Here is a 16,716-nt window from a genome sequence, read left to right as displayed (position 1 = left end):
CTGACGCCTATGAGGCAATATGTTCAGAAGATTTTATGCTCCCTATTCCTCATCTTCTTTACTAGATTTCAAAAATCGCTGTTCCTCTGTCGAGAGATTCTCAAATTCAATCAAATCCGGCCTGCGTTCATAGGTGCGTTTAAGAGATTGCCTTTGACGCCATTTCTCGATTTTGGCATGATCTCCCGATAAAAGGACATCTGGAACTTTCATACCTCGAAAATCAGCCGGACGGGTATAGTGGGGATGTTCCAACAAACCTGAAGAGTGGGAATCCTGTTTCGCCGACTCTTCATTTCCTAATACCTCAGGAAGCAGACGTGTCACACCATCGATGACGACCATCGACGCAAGCTCTCCCCCTGTCAGTACATAATCACCTATCGAAATTTCATCGGTTACAAGGTGCTCTCTGATTCTCTCGTCATACCCTTCATAATGTCCACAGAGGAAGATCAAATGATCCTCTTCTGATAGTTCTTCGAGCTTTCTTTGGGTAAGTCGTTCACCCTGGGGGCACATCAAGATGACCCGACGCCTTTCGTGTTTCGTATCGCCCTTGAGAGCTTCTACCGCATCGAATAATGGCTGCGGGGTCAACACCATTCCTGCGCCACCACCGTATGGGTAATCATCGACTTTACGGTGTTTATTTTCTGCAAAATCACGGAAATCGGTTACCCGATATTCGACAGCGCCTTTGTCCTGGGCTTTTTTCAAGATCGAACTGTTCAAAACTCCGGTAAACATTTCTGGAAAGAGGGTTAGAATATCTATTTTCATTCGAGTAATCCTTCCATAGGTTCAATGACAATCCGCTTATTCTCCGGGTCCACTTCTTTCACGACTTGCTCGATATAGGGAATGAGGAATTCTTTCTTGTCCTCTTTCGATTGGACGACCCATACATCATTCGCCCCTGGAGAGAGAATTTCTTTTACTTTGCCGATTTCATGACCTTGTTGGTCATAAACGTCACATCCGATGATTTCATAATAATAAAATTCACCTTCCGGCAGTTCTTCCAATTCGTCCTTTTTCACTTTCAGGACACCATCTCTCAATGGTCCAACATCATTGATATTTGGGTATCCTTCAAAGGCGATCAGGTCGAATTGTTTATGTTTCCGATGGGAACGAACGGTGAGTTGAACCGGCTCGGCTTTTTGAGGATGGAAAAGATAGAGCTCTGAACCTGCTTTGTACCTTTCATCCGCAAAATCTGAACGTGTAATGACACGAACTTCTCCCTTTATGCCATGTGTGTTCACAATCTTACCAACATTCAACCACTCACTCATCTTTGTACCCCCATTATTGTTTTTTCTACTATCTTGATAAAAATGAGTATAACCTATGCGGAATTTCCTTAAACCCGTTTCAGAATGGACGGTCTCTATAAAAAGGTATAGCGGAAGTTGCGAGACCCTTCGTTAAAGCCCCGAGACTGCTCCACAACCGTATGTTTCCGTGACGAGGCCTGTGATTTTTTCACGCAGATGAAAGAAAAGGCGGGGTTTCCCCCACCTCTTAGACGATTTCAAGATTTATCTTTTTGTTTTCATTCGTGCCTGCAGCATTGATGACTGTACGGATCGCTTTTGCAATACGCCCTTGTTTGCCTATCACTTTCCCCATGTCTTCACTATGGACAGTGAGCTGGTAGGTGATGGATTGATCAGTCTTGACTTCTTCAATGCGTACATCTTCTGGGTGATCGACAAGAGCTTTAACGATTGTTTCGATTAACTCTTCCATTATCGTCACACCTTACTTATTTTTGGTTTTTTGCATTGTGCAGCTTTTCCATAAGACCTGCATTGGAGAACAGGTTACGGACAGTGTCAGAAGGCTTCGCACCTTTAAGCATCCACTCAAGTGCCTTTTCTTCGTCGATTTTCACATCGATCGGGTTTGCAATTGGGTTGTAGTAACCAATTTCCTCGATGAAACGTCCATCACGAGGTGAACGTGAGTCTGCTACCACCAAACGATAAAATGGAGATTTTTTTGCTCCCATACGCTTTAAACGAATTTTTACTGCCATCTATAATTCCTCCTAGAAATAGTTTTTTTGAGTTTGATATTTTCACGGTATGGATTACCGTTCAAAACATGGTTATTTGAATGGGAATTTGAAATTGCCCATTCCGCCTTTTTTCTTACCTTTTTGCATATTGGACATTTGTTTCATCATTTTCTTCATGTCCTCAAATTGCTTCAAGAGGCGATTGACCTCTTGGACTGAACGACCGCTCCCTTTCGCGATACGTTTCTTCCGACTTGCGTTAATGATTTCAGGCTGAAGCTTTTCACCTTTCGTCATCGATTTGATGATCGCTTCAACGTGATTAAGCTGTTTCTCGTCTACCTTGACGTTTTTCAGTTGCTTCATCTGTCCAGCGCCAGGCAGCATTCCAAGCAGTTCATCAAGTGGTCCCATGCTTCTTACTTGGGTGAGCTGCTCGAGAAAATCTTCAAAGGTAAAGCTCATCGTCCGCATTTTCTCTTCCAGCTCTTTGGCTTTCTTCTCATCGACGTTCGTTTGGGCTTTTTCAATCAGCGATAGGACATCGCCCATTCCTAGTATGCGTGAAGCCATTCTTTCAGGATGGAATGGTTCAAGCGCATCCAGCTTTTCGCCCATACCGATGAATTTAATCGGGGTATTGGTGACGGATTTGATTGATAACGCGGCACCACCACGTGTATCTCCATCCAACTTCGTCAATACGACTCCCGTCAGCCCGAGCTGTTCGTGGAAGCTTTGCGCAACATTCACCGCATCTTGACCTGTCATCGCATCCACGACAAGCAGGATTTCATCCGGCTTAGAAAGCTCCTTGATTTGTGATAACTCGTCCATCAGTCCTTCATCAATGTGTAGACGTCCGGCTGTATCGATAATCACGTAATCGTGGTGCTCTTCTTTCGCTTTTGCGATTCCTTGCTTGGCAATTTCAACCGGGCTGGTATCAGTGCCAAGGTCAAAAACCGGCATTCCGAGCTGTTTTCCAAGTGTTTGCAGCTGGTTGATCGCTGCTGGTCGGTACACATCGGCCGCAACCAGTAAAGGATTACGGTTGTGCTTCTTACGCAGATGATTGGCAAGCTTTCCAGTAGTGGTCGTCTTACCGGCACCTTGTAAACCGACCATCATGATGACAGTCGGAGGACGGTTTGAAGTCGCAATCTTGCTCTGTTCCCCGCCCATCAATTCTGTCAACTCTTCATTGACCACTTTGACGACTTGTTGACCCGGGGTCAAGCTTTCAAGAACTTCCTGACCTATTGCTCGCTCTTTGACCTTTGCGATAAATTGCTTTACGACTTTAAAGTTAACGTCAGCTTCCAATAACGCCAGTCGAACTTCTCGCATCATGACTTTAACGTCCGCTTCGGTGACTTTCCCTTTACCGCGGACTTTCTGAAGTGTCTGTTGAAGTCGGTCGGCTAAACCTTCAAATGCCATAGTATGCCGCCTCCTAATCCAAATCCTCGATACGCTTGATCGTATCAAGGAAATTGTTCTTATCCTTCTCAGCTTCAATCTGCTGACGTAATGAGGTCAACAGTTGCTGGCGTCTGTGATATTTTTCGAGAAGCCCCAGCTTATCCTCGTATTCTTCGAGCATTGATTCTGTTCGTTTAATGTTGTCGTAGACAGCTTGACGACTTACTTCATATTGCTCGGCAATCTCTCCGAGGGAGAAATCATCAAGATAGTAAAGCGCCATGTAATTCCGCTGTTTTGGAGTCAAAAGCGCATGATAGAAATCAAACAAAAAATTGATCCGTGTCGTTTTCTCCAGCACTCTTTCCACCCCTTGTTAAGCGAAATGCCTTTACGTCTAATCATACTACACCCCATAGAAACCTTTGTCAAGTTTTTTTCTTAACATCGATTTTGTGGTGTCAGACACTTCTTGAGACATCAGATGGATCAATGGTTCCGTTTCAGTGTCAGGCACTGGATAAAGACACAATAACAGGCTGACCCATATGGATCAGCCTGTCCGGCTACCTATTGACTATCCTCTTCGGGGTCTTCGTATAAGACGTTGGAAAACAGGCCATATACGAATTGGTCAGGGTCGAATTCATAGAGATCCTCCACTTTCTCACCCAAACCTACGAATTTGACCGGCAAATCCAGTTCATGCCGGATTGCCAGGACAATTCCTCCTTTAGCGGTTCCATCAAGCTTCGTCAACACAAGTCCTGTCACATCCGTCGCCTGACTGAATGTCTTAGCCTGGCTCATGGCGTTTTGACCAGTGGTTGCATCGACTACGAGCAAGACTTCATGTGGTGCACCAGGAATTTCCCGACCGATGACACGTTTGATTTTTTCCAATTCATTCATCAGATTGACTTTATTCTGTAGACGTCCTGCCGTATCACATAAGAGCACGTCGACGCCGCGGGATTTAGCAGATTTGACGGCATCGTACACGACAGCGGCAGGATCGGAGCCTTCGCTATGCTTGACCACATCGACGCCGACACGGTCTCCCCACACTTGCAATTGATCGATTGCGCCTGCACGGAACGTATCTCCTGCTGCCATCATGACCGACTTACCTTCTTGCTTCAATTTATGTGCCAGTTTCCCGATGGAAGTCGTCTTTCCTACCCCATTCACACCGACAAACAAAATGACCGTCAATTCCCCTTCTTTAACATTCAATGCTACGTTATCGTCTTCCTTTTGCAAGAATTCAGCGAGTTTCTCTGAAATGACGACTTGAAGCTTTTCTGTATCTTTTATATTTTGACGTTTTGCTTCATCCTTCAGTTCATCAATCAAATCCATTACAGTCGTGACACCTACATCAGCTTCAATCAGAATCTCTTCAAGTTCTTCGAAGAACTCTTCGTCGACTGTCCGATAGTTTTTGATTAGTTCATTAACACGATTGGAAAAGGAATTCCTCGTCTTAGATAGACCTTCCTTGAATTTCTCTGTAACTGATTCACTTTGAGTCGTGAATTTTTCCTTCATCCGTTTAAAAAAACTCATAACAATCCTCCTAATGTCACGTGGTAACTAATTCTTTCGTTTCTTCCAATTTGACAGAAACGAGGTTGGAGACGCCAGACTCTTGCATGGTTACCCCGTAGAGTACATCCGCTTCTTCCATCGTCCCTTTCCGGTGGGTAACGACGATGAACTGTGTTTCCTGACTATAATCCCGTAAGAACTTCGCAAATCGGCTAACGTTCGCTTCATCCAGTGCGGCCTCCACCTCATCAAGAATACAGAATGGTACAGGACGTACTTTCAGGATTCCAAATAGTAAAGCGATTGCCGTAAGAGCCCGTTCCCCTCCTGAAAGTAAAGCCAGGTGCTGCAATTTCTTCCCTGGAGGTTGAGCAAGGATATTCACTCCCGTATTCAACAGGTCTTCCGGATCGGTCAGCTCGAGGTCTGCTCGTCCACCTCCGAACAATTCACTGAAAATCGTTTTGAAATGACCGCGGATCTGGAAGAATGATTCCTTGAATCGCTTGGTCATCTCTTCATCCATTTCTGAAATTACTCCGTAAAGTGTCGTCTTTGCTTCATTCAGATCATCACGCTGGTTTGTAAGGAAATCATAGCGTTCAGATACACGCTCATACTCGTCGATCGCCCCTAGATTGACCGTTCCGAGTTCATCAATCGCGCGCTTAATCAGCTTCACTTTCGTCCTTGCTTCTTCCGGCTCCATCGTCAATGTATATTTATCTTTCGCTCGCTCATAAGTCAGATGATATTCCTCACTCAGATGAGTCAGGCGGTTTTCTAGTTCGACATCCAATCGATTCATCCGTACCTCTTCTTGATGGATTCCATCGGTCATTTGCGTATGGATGCGCTTCATCTCTTTCAATTCAAGTTCATGCTTTTCAGTTTCTTCCTGCCTGGTGACCCGTTCTTTTCGTCTGTCACTGATAAGACGGATCGTTGCATCCTTATCCTTACGATGCTGGATGATCTGTTCATCAAGCGCTTCTTCATCAGCTGTACTTGTATTGACAGCCTCTTCCAACAACCAGAATTCTTCTTCAGCTTCATTCAAGAGCTTCGTTGTCTCTTTCAAATCTTGTTCCAGTCGCTGGACTGTATTCCTGGAATGAGCATATTGCTCTTCCGCTTGTGCTTGCTGGACTTTCAAGGAAGTGATCGCCTCTTTTAGCTCTTCCTTCGTCGTTTGTTGATTATTCTTCTGGTTTGTTAAACGATCTACTTCAGATTCCAGCTCTTTCGCCTTTATTTCAGAGGAACGTAACGACTCTTTAAGATTCGAAATCCTTTCCTCCGTCCCTTTACGCTCGGATACATAAGAACCCTTTTCTCGATCATATAAGGAAAGGTGTTCATCGATATTCTTGCTTTCCAGTTCGATTTCACGAAGCTCACCTTTAAGCTGTTGCTCCTGGAGCCTTAACTGCTCACCCTTCCCTCTGAGATCATCCAAATGCTCTTTGTGCGCTTGGAATTCCTTTTTCCGATTCTTCACATCGGTTTCAAGCTGCTCAGTCTGAACCTCCATGGAAGAAAGTTTTTCAGTAATGGTCTCCAATTCTCGCTGCCGGGATAAGAGTGGACTGTTCTTCTGTTTATTACTTCCACCAGACATGGACCCGCCAGGATTAACGACATCGCCTTCAATCGTGACGATCCGGAAACGGTGCTTCAGCATTCTCGCGAGCGCATTAGCCCCTTCCAGGTCTTTGGCGATGATGACATTACCTAATAGGTTCTCAAGAATGTTGCGATGCTTTTCCTCAAAGCTGACAAGATTGGAAGCAACACCGATAAAGGATGGATGGGACGAGATTTTCTCTTCCTCTTGATACGGTAATTTACGACCCTTAATGACGGACATCGGTAAGAAGGTCGCTCTACCAAGACGTTTTTGTTTAAGGAATGCAATCGCGGTCCGAGCATTTTCCTCCGTATGGACCACGATGTTCTGGGCTGCGCCACCAAGTGCTGTTTCCATTGCGGTTTCATGTTCTTTCGATACCGTAATAAGTTCAGCAACAGCACCTTCTATGCCCTCGAGGCGTTTACCCCGCTCCTTCAAAATTTCACGGACGCCATGGAAGAACCCACTGTAATCCTCTTGCATCTCTTCAAGCATCTCTTTTTTTGAACGGAACTGTTGTATGAACTGATAGGCTTTATAAAGCTTTGATTCCTGTTCAGACAAGGCTTTTTCTTCATGCTCAATCTTCTTCTTTTGCTTCATGAACCCTTCCATCTGAACTTGAAGGTTTTTTTGGACTTCTTTCAGTCGATTTGTAAGTTCTTCCTTCTTTTCAGCAACCCTTTTCCGCTCCTGAAGATATTGTTCATTCCGTTCATCAAGCTTACTTGATTTATTGGACTGCTGGTCCAACTGTTCGGTTAAATAACGGATTTCATTCTTTATCGACGTTTGTTCATTGAGACAATCGAAATAGTCACTTTTCAATTGTTCTAGCTCTTCCTCAATGTTACGATCCATCAGTTCAAGCTGTTCTTCTTCTTTTTTCAATTGCGACTTGAGCTGTTGCAAACTCTTTCCGTATTCATCAAGCAAGGCTTGTTCCTTAGTCAACTGCTCTTCAACATACTTTTTCTTCTCTTTATACTGAGCTATGTTTTTAGTCAGCTGTTCTTTATTTTGATGGTAATTCTTCTTCCGCTCCCGCATGACTTCACGTTTACCTTCATGCTTTTCGAGCTCTTCACTCACATTCAAGAGGACATCCTGAAGCTCATCAATCGACTCATCTAATGCAGAAAGCTCATCTCTCACCTTTTCAATGGTAGATTCCTTTTCTTGCAGGTCAGCCTCGATTTTCTTTTCTTCATTTTTCAGACGTTCGATTTCTTCTGACTTTGCTTCCCACTTCTTATGTAGGTCTTCGATCTCATGGACGATCAGGGCTGATTCAATGACTTCAAGTTCACTCTTCTTATCCAAGTAATCCCTTGCAATAGATGCTTGCATTTTCAAAGGTTCGACTTGATCTTCGAGCTCATAAAGGATATCTTCGACCCTGTTCAGGTTTTCTTCTGTTTCCTTGAGCTTTTGCTGGGCTTTTATCTTTCTCGTCTTGTATTTCAGGACACCAGCCGCTTCTTCAAAAATTCTCCGTCGGTCTTCAGGCTTACTGCTAAGCACTTCTTCGACTTTCCCTTGTCCAATAATCGAATAGGCCTCTCTGCCCAAACCAGAATCCATGAACAAATCGATGATGTCTTTTAGCCTGCATTGTTGTTTATTGATCAGGTATTCACTGTCACCTGACCTGTACACTCTCCTGGTAATACTGATTTCATTATATTCAATTGGAATATGTTGGTCCTCGTTATCCAATGTTAATGTCACTTCGGCTACATTCAACGGTTTCCGTGTGTCACTCCCTGCAAAGATGATGTCCTCCATCTTCGCTCCTCGGAGTGATTTTGCTGATTGCTCGCCAAGCACCCAACGAACGGCATCTGATATATTACTTTTTCCACTACCGTTCGGTCCGACGACAGCTGTAACACCCGGGACAAATTCGATGCCGATCCGTTCAGCAAATGACTTGAACCCAACGACATCCAGTCTTTTGAGGAACATGGTGAATCCCCCTTCATTAATTTCAAACAAAAAGATGCATTCTGAATCGAACAGCTGAAAAAAGTCGCTTTTCTTCCAGAACACATACTCATATAGTTTACCATAAAGAGAGAGGCTGAAGAAGAACTGATGACAATTTCCGCAACCTCGTCCATTCATGCTACAATGAAAATGATCATGGATTAGAAGAAAGGATGGTTCGGTGAATTTAAGTGTTAAAAGTCACGAAAACATGGCTTACATGCTCGAACAAATGCAAAAACAAATGCAAGTTGTCAATACAGGTGTGATGCGACCGGAAGATTTCGACGTCAATCAGTACGAAGAATTGAAGGATCTATATGAGTTCGTCATGAAAAAAGACCATTTCAGCGTGAGTGAAACAGAAGGTATCATTCAAGAACTGAGTGAGTTACGTAAAAACAGCAAATAAGGATAGGGTCTGGTAAATAAAAAAGCGTCCGCCTGAAGCTTTTTAGAGCCAAAGTATAAAAAGGGGTTGCCTTGCCGAGATGCTTGTTCTAGTAATCTAGAACAGCTCTTCGGGGGCAACCCTTTTTCATCCATTCTTTTGTTCGTTCAGCTTTTGCAGTCCTTCACGAGCTGCTTGCTGCTCAGCTTCCTTTTTTGAACGTCCATGTCCAACACCTAGACGTTGTGCTCCTAAATATACTTCAGATGTAAACTCACGATTGTGAGCCGGACCAGTTTCCTGAACAATCCGATAATCCAATGTTCCTTGGTTTTCACGCTGGATGAATTCCTGCAATTGACTTTTGAAATCCATCACATGGGAAAAAGCACCTTCATTAATTTTAGGATATACGTATTTGACAAGGAATTGTTCAACGACTTCAAGCCCTTGATCAAGATACAGAGCACCGATGAAGGCTTCAAATACGTCGGCAAGTAATGCTGGTCGTGTGCGACCTCCGGTATTTTCTTCACCTTTGCCCAATAATACAAGATCTCCGAATTTCAATTGATGTGCAAATGTCACAAGAGATGGTTCACAAACGACGGCTGCACGTAATTTTGTCAATTCACCTTCGGACATGTTGTGATATTTCTTGTACAAGTATTGTGAAATCGTCAATTCCAATACTGCGTCTCCTAAAAATTCGAGGCGTTCATTATCGTCACTCGGACGTTTTCGATGCTCATTCACATACGATGAATGAGTAAAAGCTTGAAAAAGCAACTTTTCATTATTGAATCGTATTCCCAATTCCTTTTGGAAAGAATCGAACCGTAATGTCAATTCTTCCTTTGTAAAAGGTCTACGTTTTGTTCGTGAATATCTCTTTGATGATGTACGGTTGGACATAGTGACCTCCATAATCCCTTTCAATTGTTCATTAATTAGATAAAGGGCTGACCGGTAAGGGTCAACCCCGACAAACTATTGATGGCTGTTTATGTAATTTACTACATCGCCAACAGTAGCAATTTTTTCTGCATCTTCGTCAGAAATCTCCATGTCGAATTCATCTTCAAGCTCCATAACAAGCTCAACAACATCTAGAGAGTCTGCACCTAGATCTTCTTTAAAAAAAGATTCAAGCTTCACTTCTTCCTCATCAACCCCTAAACGGTCAACGATGATTTTCGTAATACGCTCTTGAACGTCTGCCATGTCCGTTCACCTCCTCTCAAATCATTATACGAGATGTACACCACTTCGTAAATTGTGATTGTTTTAATCTTTTAGGTTTTGTTGAATAGTCATATTGTTTCCTTTGAAATCAACAATAAATAATTAAATAGCTTTTAAGAAAAGTAACGATGAAATTCGACGTTTATCATCGGATACTTTTTAAACCTCATATTAAGTTACATCACCATGCCGCCGTCGACGTGTAGAGTCTGCCCCGTAATATAACTCGCCTCATCACTAGCAAGGAATCTAACGGCTGCTGCGATATCCTCAGGTCGTCCAAGTCTTGATAGAGGAATTTGCTTCAGCATTTCATCTTTTACGTCACCTTCAAGTGCGTCAGTCATATCGGTTTCAATGAAGCCTGGTGCAACAGCGTTGACGGTGATTCCTCGACTTGATAATTCTTTGGCTGTCGATTTCGTGAGTCCGATTACGCCTGCTTTTGCAGCAACATAGTTTGCCTGACCTGGATTACCCGATACACCTACAATAGAAGCGATATTGATGATGCGTCCAGAACGCTGCTTCATCATTTGACGAGTCACGGCTTTGGTGCAATTGAAGACACCCTTCAGATTCGTGTTGATTACCGCGTCCCATTCTTCTTCTTTCATCCTCATCAACAGATTATCACGAGTGATACCTGCGTTGTTTACAAGAATATCCAGTGAGCCGAACGTAGATATGACTTCTTTTATCATTGAAGTCACAGAGTCCATGCTAGCTACATCCGATTGGATCGCGAATGCCTTTCCTCCGTTCTCCTGGATTTCTTCGACAACTTTTCGGGCTTTCTCTTCACTTCCTGAGTAATTGACGGCGACTGAAGCCCCTTGACGGGCCAGTTCAAGTGCGATTGCACGACCGATTCCTCTTGAAGCCCCTGTTACTAAGGCAGTTTTACCAGTAAGCATTAAATCATACCTCCTTCAACTTTTCGACTGCTGCTTCCAACGATTCGGAATCAGATATCGAAATCGTCGTTGCACGACGGTGGACCTTCTTCACAAGACCTGTCAGTACTTTACCCGGTCCGATCTCGACGAATGTGTCCACACCTTCATCCAATAAATACCGTACCGTTTCTTCCCATCTGACAGGGGAATAAATTTGGTCTATCAATTTTGATTTGATATCTTCAGCATCCGTTACAGGTTTAGCAGTGACATTAGCGATGACAGGAATAGCTGCATCCGAGAACGTCAATTCATCCAGTACGTCACCCATCTTTTCTGCAGCGGGCTTCATGAGTTCTGAATGAAATGGACCACTAACTTGTAAAGGGATGACCCGCTTTGCGCCTTCTTCTTTCGCGATTTCAGAAGCTTTCTCGACGCCTTCCTTCGTACCTGATATGACAATTTGCCCCGGACAATTCAGGTTCGCCAATTGAACGGAATCCCCCTCCTCTGTCACACGGTTCGTAATGGTTTGAAGCGCATCAACTTCCATACCAAGTATTGCAGCCATCGCTCCCTTACCAGCGGGAACAGCTTCTTCCATGAACATCCCGCGTTTTCTTACCGCATAAACAGCATCTTCGAATGAAAGTGCTCCAGAAGCGACAAGTGCAGTGTATTCACCTAAACTGTGCCCTGCTGTATAATCCGGCTTGATGTCGTGTTTTCCCATCGCCTCTAAAATGGCGACACTCGTAGTCAATAATGCTGGTTGCGTATTCTCAGTTCTTGTCAGCTTGTCTTCCGGTCCATTCTTGATGATATCGGATAACGCATAACCGAGTCTTTCATCCGCTTTTTTGAACACCGCTTCAGATGATTCGTTCTTTTCCGCTAAATCCTGTCCCATTCCCACCTGCTGGGATCCTTGTCCAGGAAATAAAAATGCGATTTTACCCATTCATCCTTCATTCCCTTCCAGCCTTGAAGCTTTTTCAGTAATAATATCGACCATGTCATGTTCGACCATATGGCGTGCTTGGCGAATAGCATTCAAGATGGCAGTTGCATCCGAGGATCCGTGTGCTTTTATGACAGGAGCTCTTAAGCCGAATAAAGCGGCTCCCCCATACTCACTATAATCCAATTTTGCTTTCAGTGCCTTGAATTGTGGTTTCAAGACCGCTGCTGCCAATTTACTTTTCATTGAGCTCATCAATTGTTCCTTCAACATTGAAAAGATCGACATAGCTGTTCCTTCAATCGTTTTCAAGACAAGGTTTCCAGAGAAACCGTCGCAAACGACGACATCTGCAATGCCATCAAGAAGATCACGCGCTTCCACATTTCCGACAAAATGGATATGCTCGGATTCCTTTAGCATCGTGTAAGCTTTTTTGGAAAGCTCATTTCCTTTGCCTTCTTCAGTCCCGACGTTTAGCAGACCAACCCTTGGGCGATCGATGTTTCTTACCTTTTGACTGTAGACAGTCCCCATTAAGGCATATTGGAATAAGTGCTCTGCTTTGGCATCCATGTTCGAGCCGACATCCAATAATACAAACCCATTACCATCCATGGTAGGCAGTGTGGGTGATAGCGCAGGGCGGTCGATTCCCTTTATACGGCCGACATGAAGCAGTCCAGTCGTCATCAACGCACCGGTATTTCCAGCGGATATACACGCATCCGCTCTTCCTTCTTTCACTTCCACAGCTGAGAGGACCATGGAAGCATCCTTTTTCCTTCTTACAGCTCGGACTGGCTCGTCTTCACTCGTTATTTTTTCATTCGTATGTATGATCGAGATTCGATCGGAATCGGTCAAGTATTTATTGATTTCAGCTTCATCACCGACCAATACCACTTCTAATTCTTTATATTCCTGGACCACCTTCATTGCACCCAGTACGATTTGTTCGGGTGCATGGTCGCCTCCCATTGCATCAATTGCAATTTTCATTTTCCATTTACGTCCTTTCTGTGCTGCTTTTGTTCGAACGGAACATTGTAAAGACACCTTCAAAGACTTTTTCTTGCTCAACATAACTGGTGACCTGGACAATTGTGCGGTCTGACATGTGTTCTTTAACAGAAGCTTTTGCCACGACCCGTTCGCCTTCTTTCACCTGGCGGGTGAAATGAATGTTCGATTTTGCAGTTAAAGCGAGCTCATCATTGATGATGGCAACAGCTAGTGAGTTTGCCTGTGCAAATAAATGATGGCCCCTTGCAATGTTATGCCTGGAAAAAACATGCTCTTTCTTGATGTCCAAGATCGAAATTGCTGATTCATCAAGTTGCAGATCGATGATTTCACCGATTACATCTTCAATGGAGAGTGCTTTCACTTCATCCAATTGTTGTTGAGCTACATTCTTGATCCTTTCCCTTAATTCAGGTATGGAAAGTTCCAATCGATCGAGCCTGATCGTTTGGACACTGACGCCGAAACGATTGGCCAAGTCTTCATCTGTTATGAAAGGATTGATCAGGATCGTCTCTTTCAACAACTGCTGACGTTCCTTCTTATTTCTCTTCATTGCTTCACCATCTCTTACTCTTATGAGTAGGTACTAAAAGTAGTATATAATGATTAAAACCGATTTTCAAGGATTAGCCGCTAATCAAGCTCTTCCCAGTGTTCCACTTGACTCAACAGCCAAGTACGGAGAGAGGCATACGTATCCTCTTCCCAGAATGCAGCGGAATTGACCATTTTCGCAGCATCTTCTCTTGCCACTTCAAGTGCACGATAATCATGGACAAGATCGGCAACCTTAAATTCAGGCAGACCGCTTTGCTTTTTACCGAAAAAGTCCCCTGGTCCACGAAGTTCCAGATCTCGTTGTGAGAGTTCAAAACCATCATTTGTTTCAGTCATGATCTGCATGCGTTCTTTCCCGACATCTGTCTTAGGGTCAGCGATAAGAATGCAATAGGACTGGGCATCCCCACGACCTACCCTTCCTCTAAGCTGATGCAATTGAGAAAGACCGAAGCGTTCTGCATCATACACGACCATAACCGTGGCATTTGGAACGTTCACCCCTACCTCTACTACTGTCGTGGAAACAAGTATGTGAACTTCATTCTTACTGAAACGCGTCATCATGTCTTCCTTTTCCTCTACTGCAAGACGTCCGTGCATCAAACCTACATTGAAATTTGTGAAATACTGTTGCAGTTGCGCGTGGACATCGACGGCATTCTGGAAATCCATTTTGTCGGATTCTTCGATCAGTGGGCAAATCACATAAGCTTGCCTACCATTTCGAAGTTCCTTCTCAACAAATGCCAAAACGCGGTCCAACATATCATGTTTAGCCCAATACGTTTCAATCGGCTTGCGTCCTGCTGGCATTTCATCGATTGTCGACACATCCATATCACCAAATGCGGAAATGGCCAATGTACGAGGGATTGGGGTAGCCGTCATGAACAACACGTCAGGTGTAATCCCTTTCTGACGGAAAACCTTCCGTTGGTTCACACCGAAGCGATGTTGCTCATCTGTAATGACGAGTCCAAGGTTTTTGAATTGAACTTCCTCCTGGATGAGAGCGTGCGTACCGATCAAAATATCGACTTCACCCTCAACGACCCGCTGCAGGATTTCTGTTCGACGTTTTCCTTTGATGGAACTAGTAAGGAGTTCCACCTTAATCTCTAGCTTTTCAAACAAATCTTTCATCGATTCATAATGTTGCTCGGCAAGTATTTCAGTTGGTACCATCAAGGCAGATTGCATGCCAGCTGTAACGAGTGCAAACATACTGATGGCAGCGACGATCGTTTTTCCAGAACCGACATCCCCCTGGAGTAATCTGTTCATCCTGTATGGCGAACGAAGGTCGGTAAGGATTTCATCTGTAACCCTTTGTTGCGCTCCGGTCAATGGGAATGGGAGCGAATGGACGAAGGCTTGGATTTTTTCCTGATCAAGTGCACGCGATTTTCCATCTGTCTTTTCTTTTTCCTGCTTTCGCCACCATTGCATTTTTAACTGGAACATGAGGAGTTCTTCGTATACAAAGTATCTTCTCGCATGTTTTAAATGTTCGTGGCTTTGTGGAACATGGATCCACTGGACAGCCTGCTTCCGTTCTATTAATTTGTATTGTCTTCTGAGTTCCTCTGGCAAAATTTCCTCAATGTGCTGAACGTATTGATGTAAAGCCTGGTGGATGACATGCCTTACCCGCTTTACCGTCCAATCCCCTTTAACCGAGTAGACGGGTTCAATCGTTTCCTCACTTTCCTGATGGCTGAATGTAACGTGCTGTCCTGTAATCGTGAGACGATGTTGATCCCATTTCCCAGTAATCGTAACCGGCTGTCCGATCGTGAATTGCTTCTTCAAAAAGGCACGGTTGAAAAAGACAGCAGTCAATAAATATTTGCCAACCAGGACTTTTACCGTCAGCCTTGATTTCTTACGGCCATAATAGCGTAAAGAAGGTTCACTATGAACCTTCCCTTCTATCGTTGCTTTTTCGTCTTGCTTAAGCTCAGTTAAATCCTTCACCTGAAAATCTTCATATCGATAAGGAAAATACATAAGCAGATCTTCTATGGTGTGTATGTTCAAATCGGCGAGCTCTACCGCTCTAGCTTCACCGATCCCTTTTACATGAATAACAGGTTGATTCAAATCCATTATTTTTTCTTTAACGGCACTCCATATATTTTCGCTTCAAGCTCTCTTCCTGTCGGAGTTGCCGCTAACCCTCCTTGTGCAGTTTCCTTCAATGCTGTCGGCATCGACTCTCCGATCTTATACATCGCATCAATCACTTCATCACATGGTATACGGCTCGTAATGCCTGCTAAAGACATGTCCGCAGCTGTGATTGCGATGCTTGCACCTATTGCATTCCGTTTCACACATGGAACTTCAACAAGACCGGCTACAGGATCACAGACGAGTCCAAGCATGTTCTTCAATGCAATCGCCATCGCCTGTGCAGATTGTTCAGGTGTTCCCCCAGCCAATTCGACGATTGCGGCAGCTGCCATACCGGTAGCAGAACCCACTTCCGCTTGGCATCCACCAGCAGCACCTGAAATGGAAGCATTGTTGGCGACAACAAAACCGAATGCCCCTGATGTGAACAAGTATCGTACCATCTGTTCACGAGTTGGATTCAATTTGTCACGTAATGCAAATAAAGTTCCAGGGACCACGCCTGCAGAACCAGCTGTCGGTGTCGCACATATCGTCCCCATTGCCGCATTCACTTCATTCGTCGCCACAGCCTTACTCACTGCATCCAATACCGTCTTTCCAGCAAGGCTCTTTCCGCTTTCAATATATTTCTGCAAAAGGACTGCATCTCCGCCAGTCAAGCCCGAATGTGATCTGACACCTTCCTTGATCCCTCTTTCAACAGCTTGTTCCATGACATCAAGGTTTTTTTCCATAAGCTCTACGACGGTCTCCCGATCCCGCCCGGTCACTTCTATTTCTTGCAGGATCATTACTTCTGAAATCGGGATATCCTTTGAAACAGCTAATTCAACTAACTCACTGACATTTCGGAACATTCTG

Annotated in this window: 17 protein-coding genes; 1 reads left to right on the top strand and 16 read right to left on the bottom strand. The window is 44.1% G+C overall.

The annotated features are described in order from the left end of the window. Positions 1-42 precede the first annotated feature (42 nt). The 8 genes from trmD to smc all read right to left on the bottom strand — a co-directional run bounded on the left by trmD (position 43) and on the right by smc (position 8,606). On the bottom strand, positions 43-783 hold the full coding sequence (gene trmD, locus V1497_RS08155) for a tRNA (guanosine(37)-N1)-methyltransferase TrmD (protein WP_349410474.1): 741 nt from the start codon (positions 781-783) through the stop codon (positions 43-45). Next, positions 780-1,301 (bottom strand): ribosome maturation factor RimM, encoded by a 522-nt coding sequence (rimM, locus tag V1497_RS08150; protein ID WP_349410473.1) that lies wholly within the window; start codon positions 1,299-1,301, stop codon positions 780-782. Before rimM ends, trmD begins: the two co-directional genes overlap by 4 nt. A gap of 229 nt (positions 1,302-1,530) precedes the next feature. Then, entirely contained in the window at positions 1,531-1,758 is a 228-nt protein-coding gene (locus V1497_RS08145) for a KH domain-containing protein (RefSeq protein WP_349410472.1), read from the bottom strand. 16 nt (positions 1,759-1,774) lie between these two features. Beyond that, entirely contained in the window at positions 1,775-2,047 is a 273-nt protein-coding gene (gene rpsP, locus V1497_RS08140) for a 30S ribosomal protein S16 (RefSeq protein ID WP_349410471.1), read from the bottom strand. Positions 2,048-2,119: 72 nt separating this feature from the next. After that, positions 2,120-3,472, bottom strand: coding sequence for a signal recognition particle protein (ffh, locus tag V1497_RS08135; protein WP_349410470.1), 1,353 nt, complete (start codon positions 3,470-3,472; stop codon positions 2,120-2,122). 13 nt (positions 3,473-3,485) lie between these two features. Next, entirely contained in the window at positions 3,486-3,815 is a 330-nt protein-coding gene (locus V1497_RS08130; protein ID WP_349410469.1) for a putative DNA-binding protein, read from the bottom strand. 209 nt (positions 3,816-4,024) lie between these two features. Further along, a complete protein-coding gene (ftsY, locus tag V1497_RS08125; RefSeq protein WP_349410468.1) occupies positions 4,025-5,023 on the bottom strand; it encodes a signal recognition particle-docking protein FtsY in 999 nt (332 codons plus the stop codon). Positions 5,024-5,039: 16 nt separating this feature from the next. Beyond that, positions 5,040-8,606: a chromosome segregation protein SMC gene (gene smc / locus V1497_RS08120; protein ID WP_349410467.1), complete on the bottom strand. Its 3,567-nt coding sequence runs from the start codon at positions 8,604-8,606 to the stop codon at positions 5,040-5,042. Between the two features lie 202 nt (positions 8,607-8,808). Between smc and V1497_RS08115 the strand changes: the two genes are divergently transcribed. Beyond that, positions 8,809-9,039 carry a DUF1128 domain-containing protein gene (locus V1497_RS08115; RefSeq protein WP_349410466.1) on the top strand — a complete coding sequence of 77 codons (231 nt, stop codon included), beginning with the start codon at positions 8,809-8,811 and terminating at the stop codon, positions 9,037-9,039. 126 nt (positions 9,040-9,165) lie between these two features. Here the strand turns inward: V1497_RS08115 and rnc are convergent, their stop codons facing one another. From rnc to sdaAA, 8 genes are all read right to left on the bottom strand, one after another. Then, the gene (rnc, locus tag V1497_RS08110) at positions 9,166-9,933 is read right to left on the bottom strand and encodes a ribonuclease III (RefSeq protein ID WP_414703610.1); all 768 of its coding nucleotides are present in this window, start codon (positions 9,931-9,933) and stop codon (positions 9,166-9,168) included. A gap of 75 nt (positions 9,934-10,008) precedes the next feature. Continuing rightward, complete coding sequence (gene acpP, locus V1497_RS08105; RefSeq protein ID WP_349410465.1) at positions 10,009-10,242, bottom strand: acyl carrier protein; 234 nt, start codon at positions 10,240-10,242, stop codon at positions 10,009-10,011. 197 nt (positions 10,243-10,439) lie between these two features. Continuing rightward, complete coding sequence (fabG, locus tag V1497_RS08100) at positions 10,440-11,180, bottom strand: 3-oxoacyl-[acyl-carrier-protein] reductase (RefSeq protein ID WP_349410464.1); 741 nt, start codon at positions 11,178-11,180, stop codon at positions 10,440-10,442. Between the two features lie 4 nt (positions 11,181-11,184). Next, a complete protein-coding gene (fabD, locus tag V1497_RS08095) occupies positions 11,185-12,126 on the bottom strand; it encodes an ACP S-malonyltransferase (RefSeq protein ID WP_349410463.1) in 942 nt (313 codons plus the stop codon). Then, positions 12,127-13,128: a phosphate acyltransferase PlsX gene (gene plsX, locus V1497_RS08090; RefSeq protein ID WP_349410462.1), complete on the bottom strand. Its 1,002-nt coding sequence runs from the start codon at positions 13,126-13,128 to the stop codon at positions 12,127-12,129. A gap of 7 nt (positions 13,129-13,135) precedes the next feature. Beyond that, positions 13,136-13,708, bottom strand: coding sequence for a transcription factor FapR (fapR, locus tag V1497_RS08085; protein WP_349410461.1), 573 nt, complete (start codon positions 13,706-13,708; stop codon positions 13,136-13,138). Positions 13,709-13,788: 80 nt separating this feature from the next. Beyond that, complete coding sequence (recG, locus tag V1497_RS08080; protein ID WP_414703609.1) at positions 13,789-15,825, bottom strand: ATP-dependent DNA helicase RecG; 2,037 nt, start codon at positions 15,823-15,825, stop codon at positions 13,789-13,791. Beyond that, complete coding sequence (gene sdaAA, locus V1497_RS08075; RefSeq protein ID WP_349410460.1) at positions 15,825-16,712, bottom strand: L-serine ammonia-lyase, iron-sulfur-dependent, subunit alpha; 888 nt, start codon at positions 16,710-16,712, stop codon at positions 15,825-15,827. The genes recG and sdaAA overlap by 1 nt, the downstream gene beginning before the upstream one ends. Positions 16,713-16,716 lie beyond the last annotated feature (4 nt).

This window comes from Pseudalkalibacillus sp. SCS-8, from assembly GCF_040126055.1.
Lineage (GTDB): Bacteria > Bacillota > Bacilli > Bacillales > Fictibacillaceae > Pseudalkalibacillus > Pseudalkalibacillus nanhaiensis.
Note: the sequence above shows the minus strand (reverse complement) of the source record. Positions and strands in the feature narration are given on the sequence as shown.

Excerpts from the sequence above, each read along its gene's own strand:
- rimM (WP_349410473.1), bottom strand. The coding sequence starts at position 1,301 with ATGAGTGAGTGGTTGAATGTTGGTAAGATTGTGAACACACATGGCATA.
- fabD (WP_349410463.1), bottom strand. The coding sequence starts at position 12,126 with ATGGGTAAAATCGCATTTTTATTTCCTGGACAAGGATCCCAGCAGGTG.
- sdaAA (WP_349410460.1), bottom strand. The coding sequence starts at position 16,712 with ATGTTCCGAAATGTCAGTGAGTTAGTTGAATTAGCTGTTTCAAAGGAT.
- fabG (WP_349410464.1), bottom strand. The coding sequence starts at position 11,180 with ATGCTTACTGGTAAAACTGCCTTAGTAACAGGGGCTTCAAGAGGAATC.
- V1497_RS08145 (WP_349410472.1), bottom strand. The coding sequence starts at position 1,758 with ATGGAAGAGTTAATCGAAACAATCGTTAAAGCTCTTGTCGATCACCCA.
- recG (WP_414703609.1), bottom strand. The coding sequence starts at position 15,825 with ATGGATTTGAATCAACCTGTTATTCATGTAAAAGGGATCGGTGAAGCT.
- trmD (WP_349410474.1), bottom strand. The coding sequence starts at position 783 with ATGAAAATAGATATTCTAACCCTCTTTCCAGAAATGTTTACCGGAGTT.
- acpP (WP_349410465.1), bottom strand. The coding sequence starts at position 10,242 with ATGGCAGACGTTCAAGAGCGTATTACGAAAATCATCGTTGACCGTTTA.
- fapR (WP_349410461.1), bottom strand. The coding sequence starts at position 13,708 with ATGAAGAGAAATAAGAAGGAACGTCAGCAGTTGTTGAAAGAGACGATC.
- ftsY (WP_349410468.1), bottom strand. The coding sequence starts at position 5,023 with ATGAGTTTTTTTAAACGGATGAAGGAAAAATTCACGACTCAAAGTGAA.
- smc (WP_349410467.1), bottom strand. The coding sequence starts at position 8,606 with ATGTTCCTCAAAAGACTGGATGTCGTTGGGTTCAAGTCATTTGCTGAA.
- rpsP (WP_349410471.1), bottom strand. The coding sequence starts at position 2,047 with ATGGCAGTAAAAATTCGTTTAAAGCGTATGGGAGCAAAAAAATCTCCA.
- plsX (WP_349410462.1), bottom strand. The coding sequence starts at position 13,128 with ATGAAAATTGCAATTGATGCAATGGGAGGCGACCATGCACCCGAACAA.
- rnc (WP_414703610.1), bottom strand. The coding sequence starts at position 9,933 with ATGTCCAACCGTACATCATCAAAGAGATATTCACGAACAAAACGTAGA.
- ffh (WP_349410470.1), bottom strand. The coding sequence starts at position 3,472 with ATGGCATTTGAAGGTTTAGCCGACCGACTTCAACAGACACTTCAGAAA.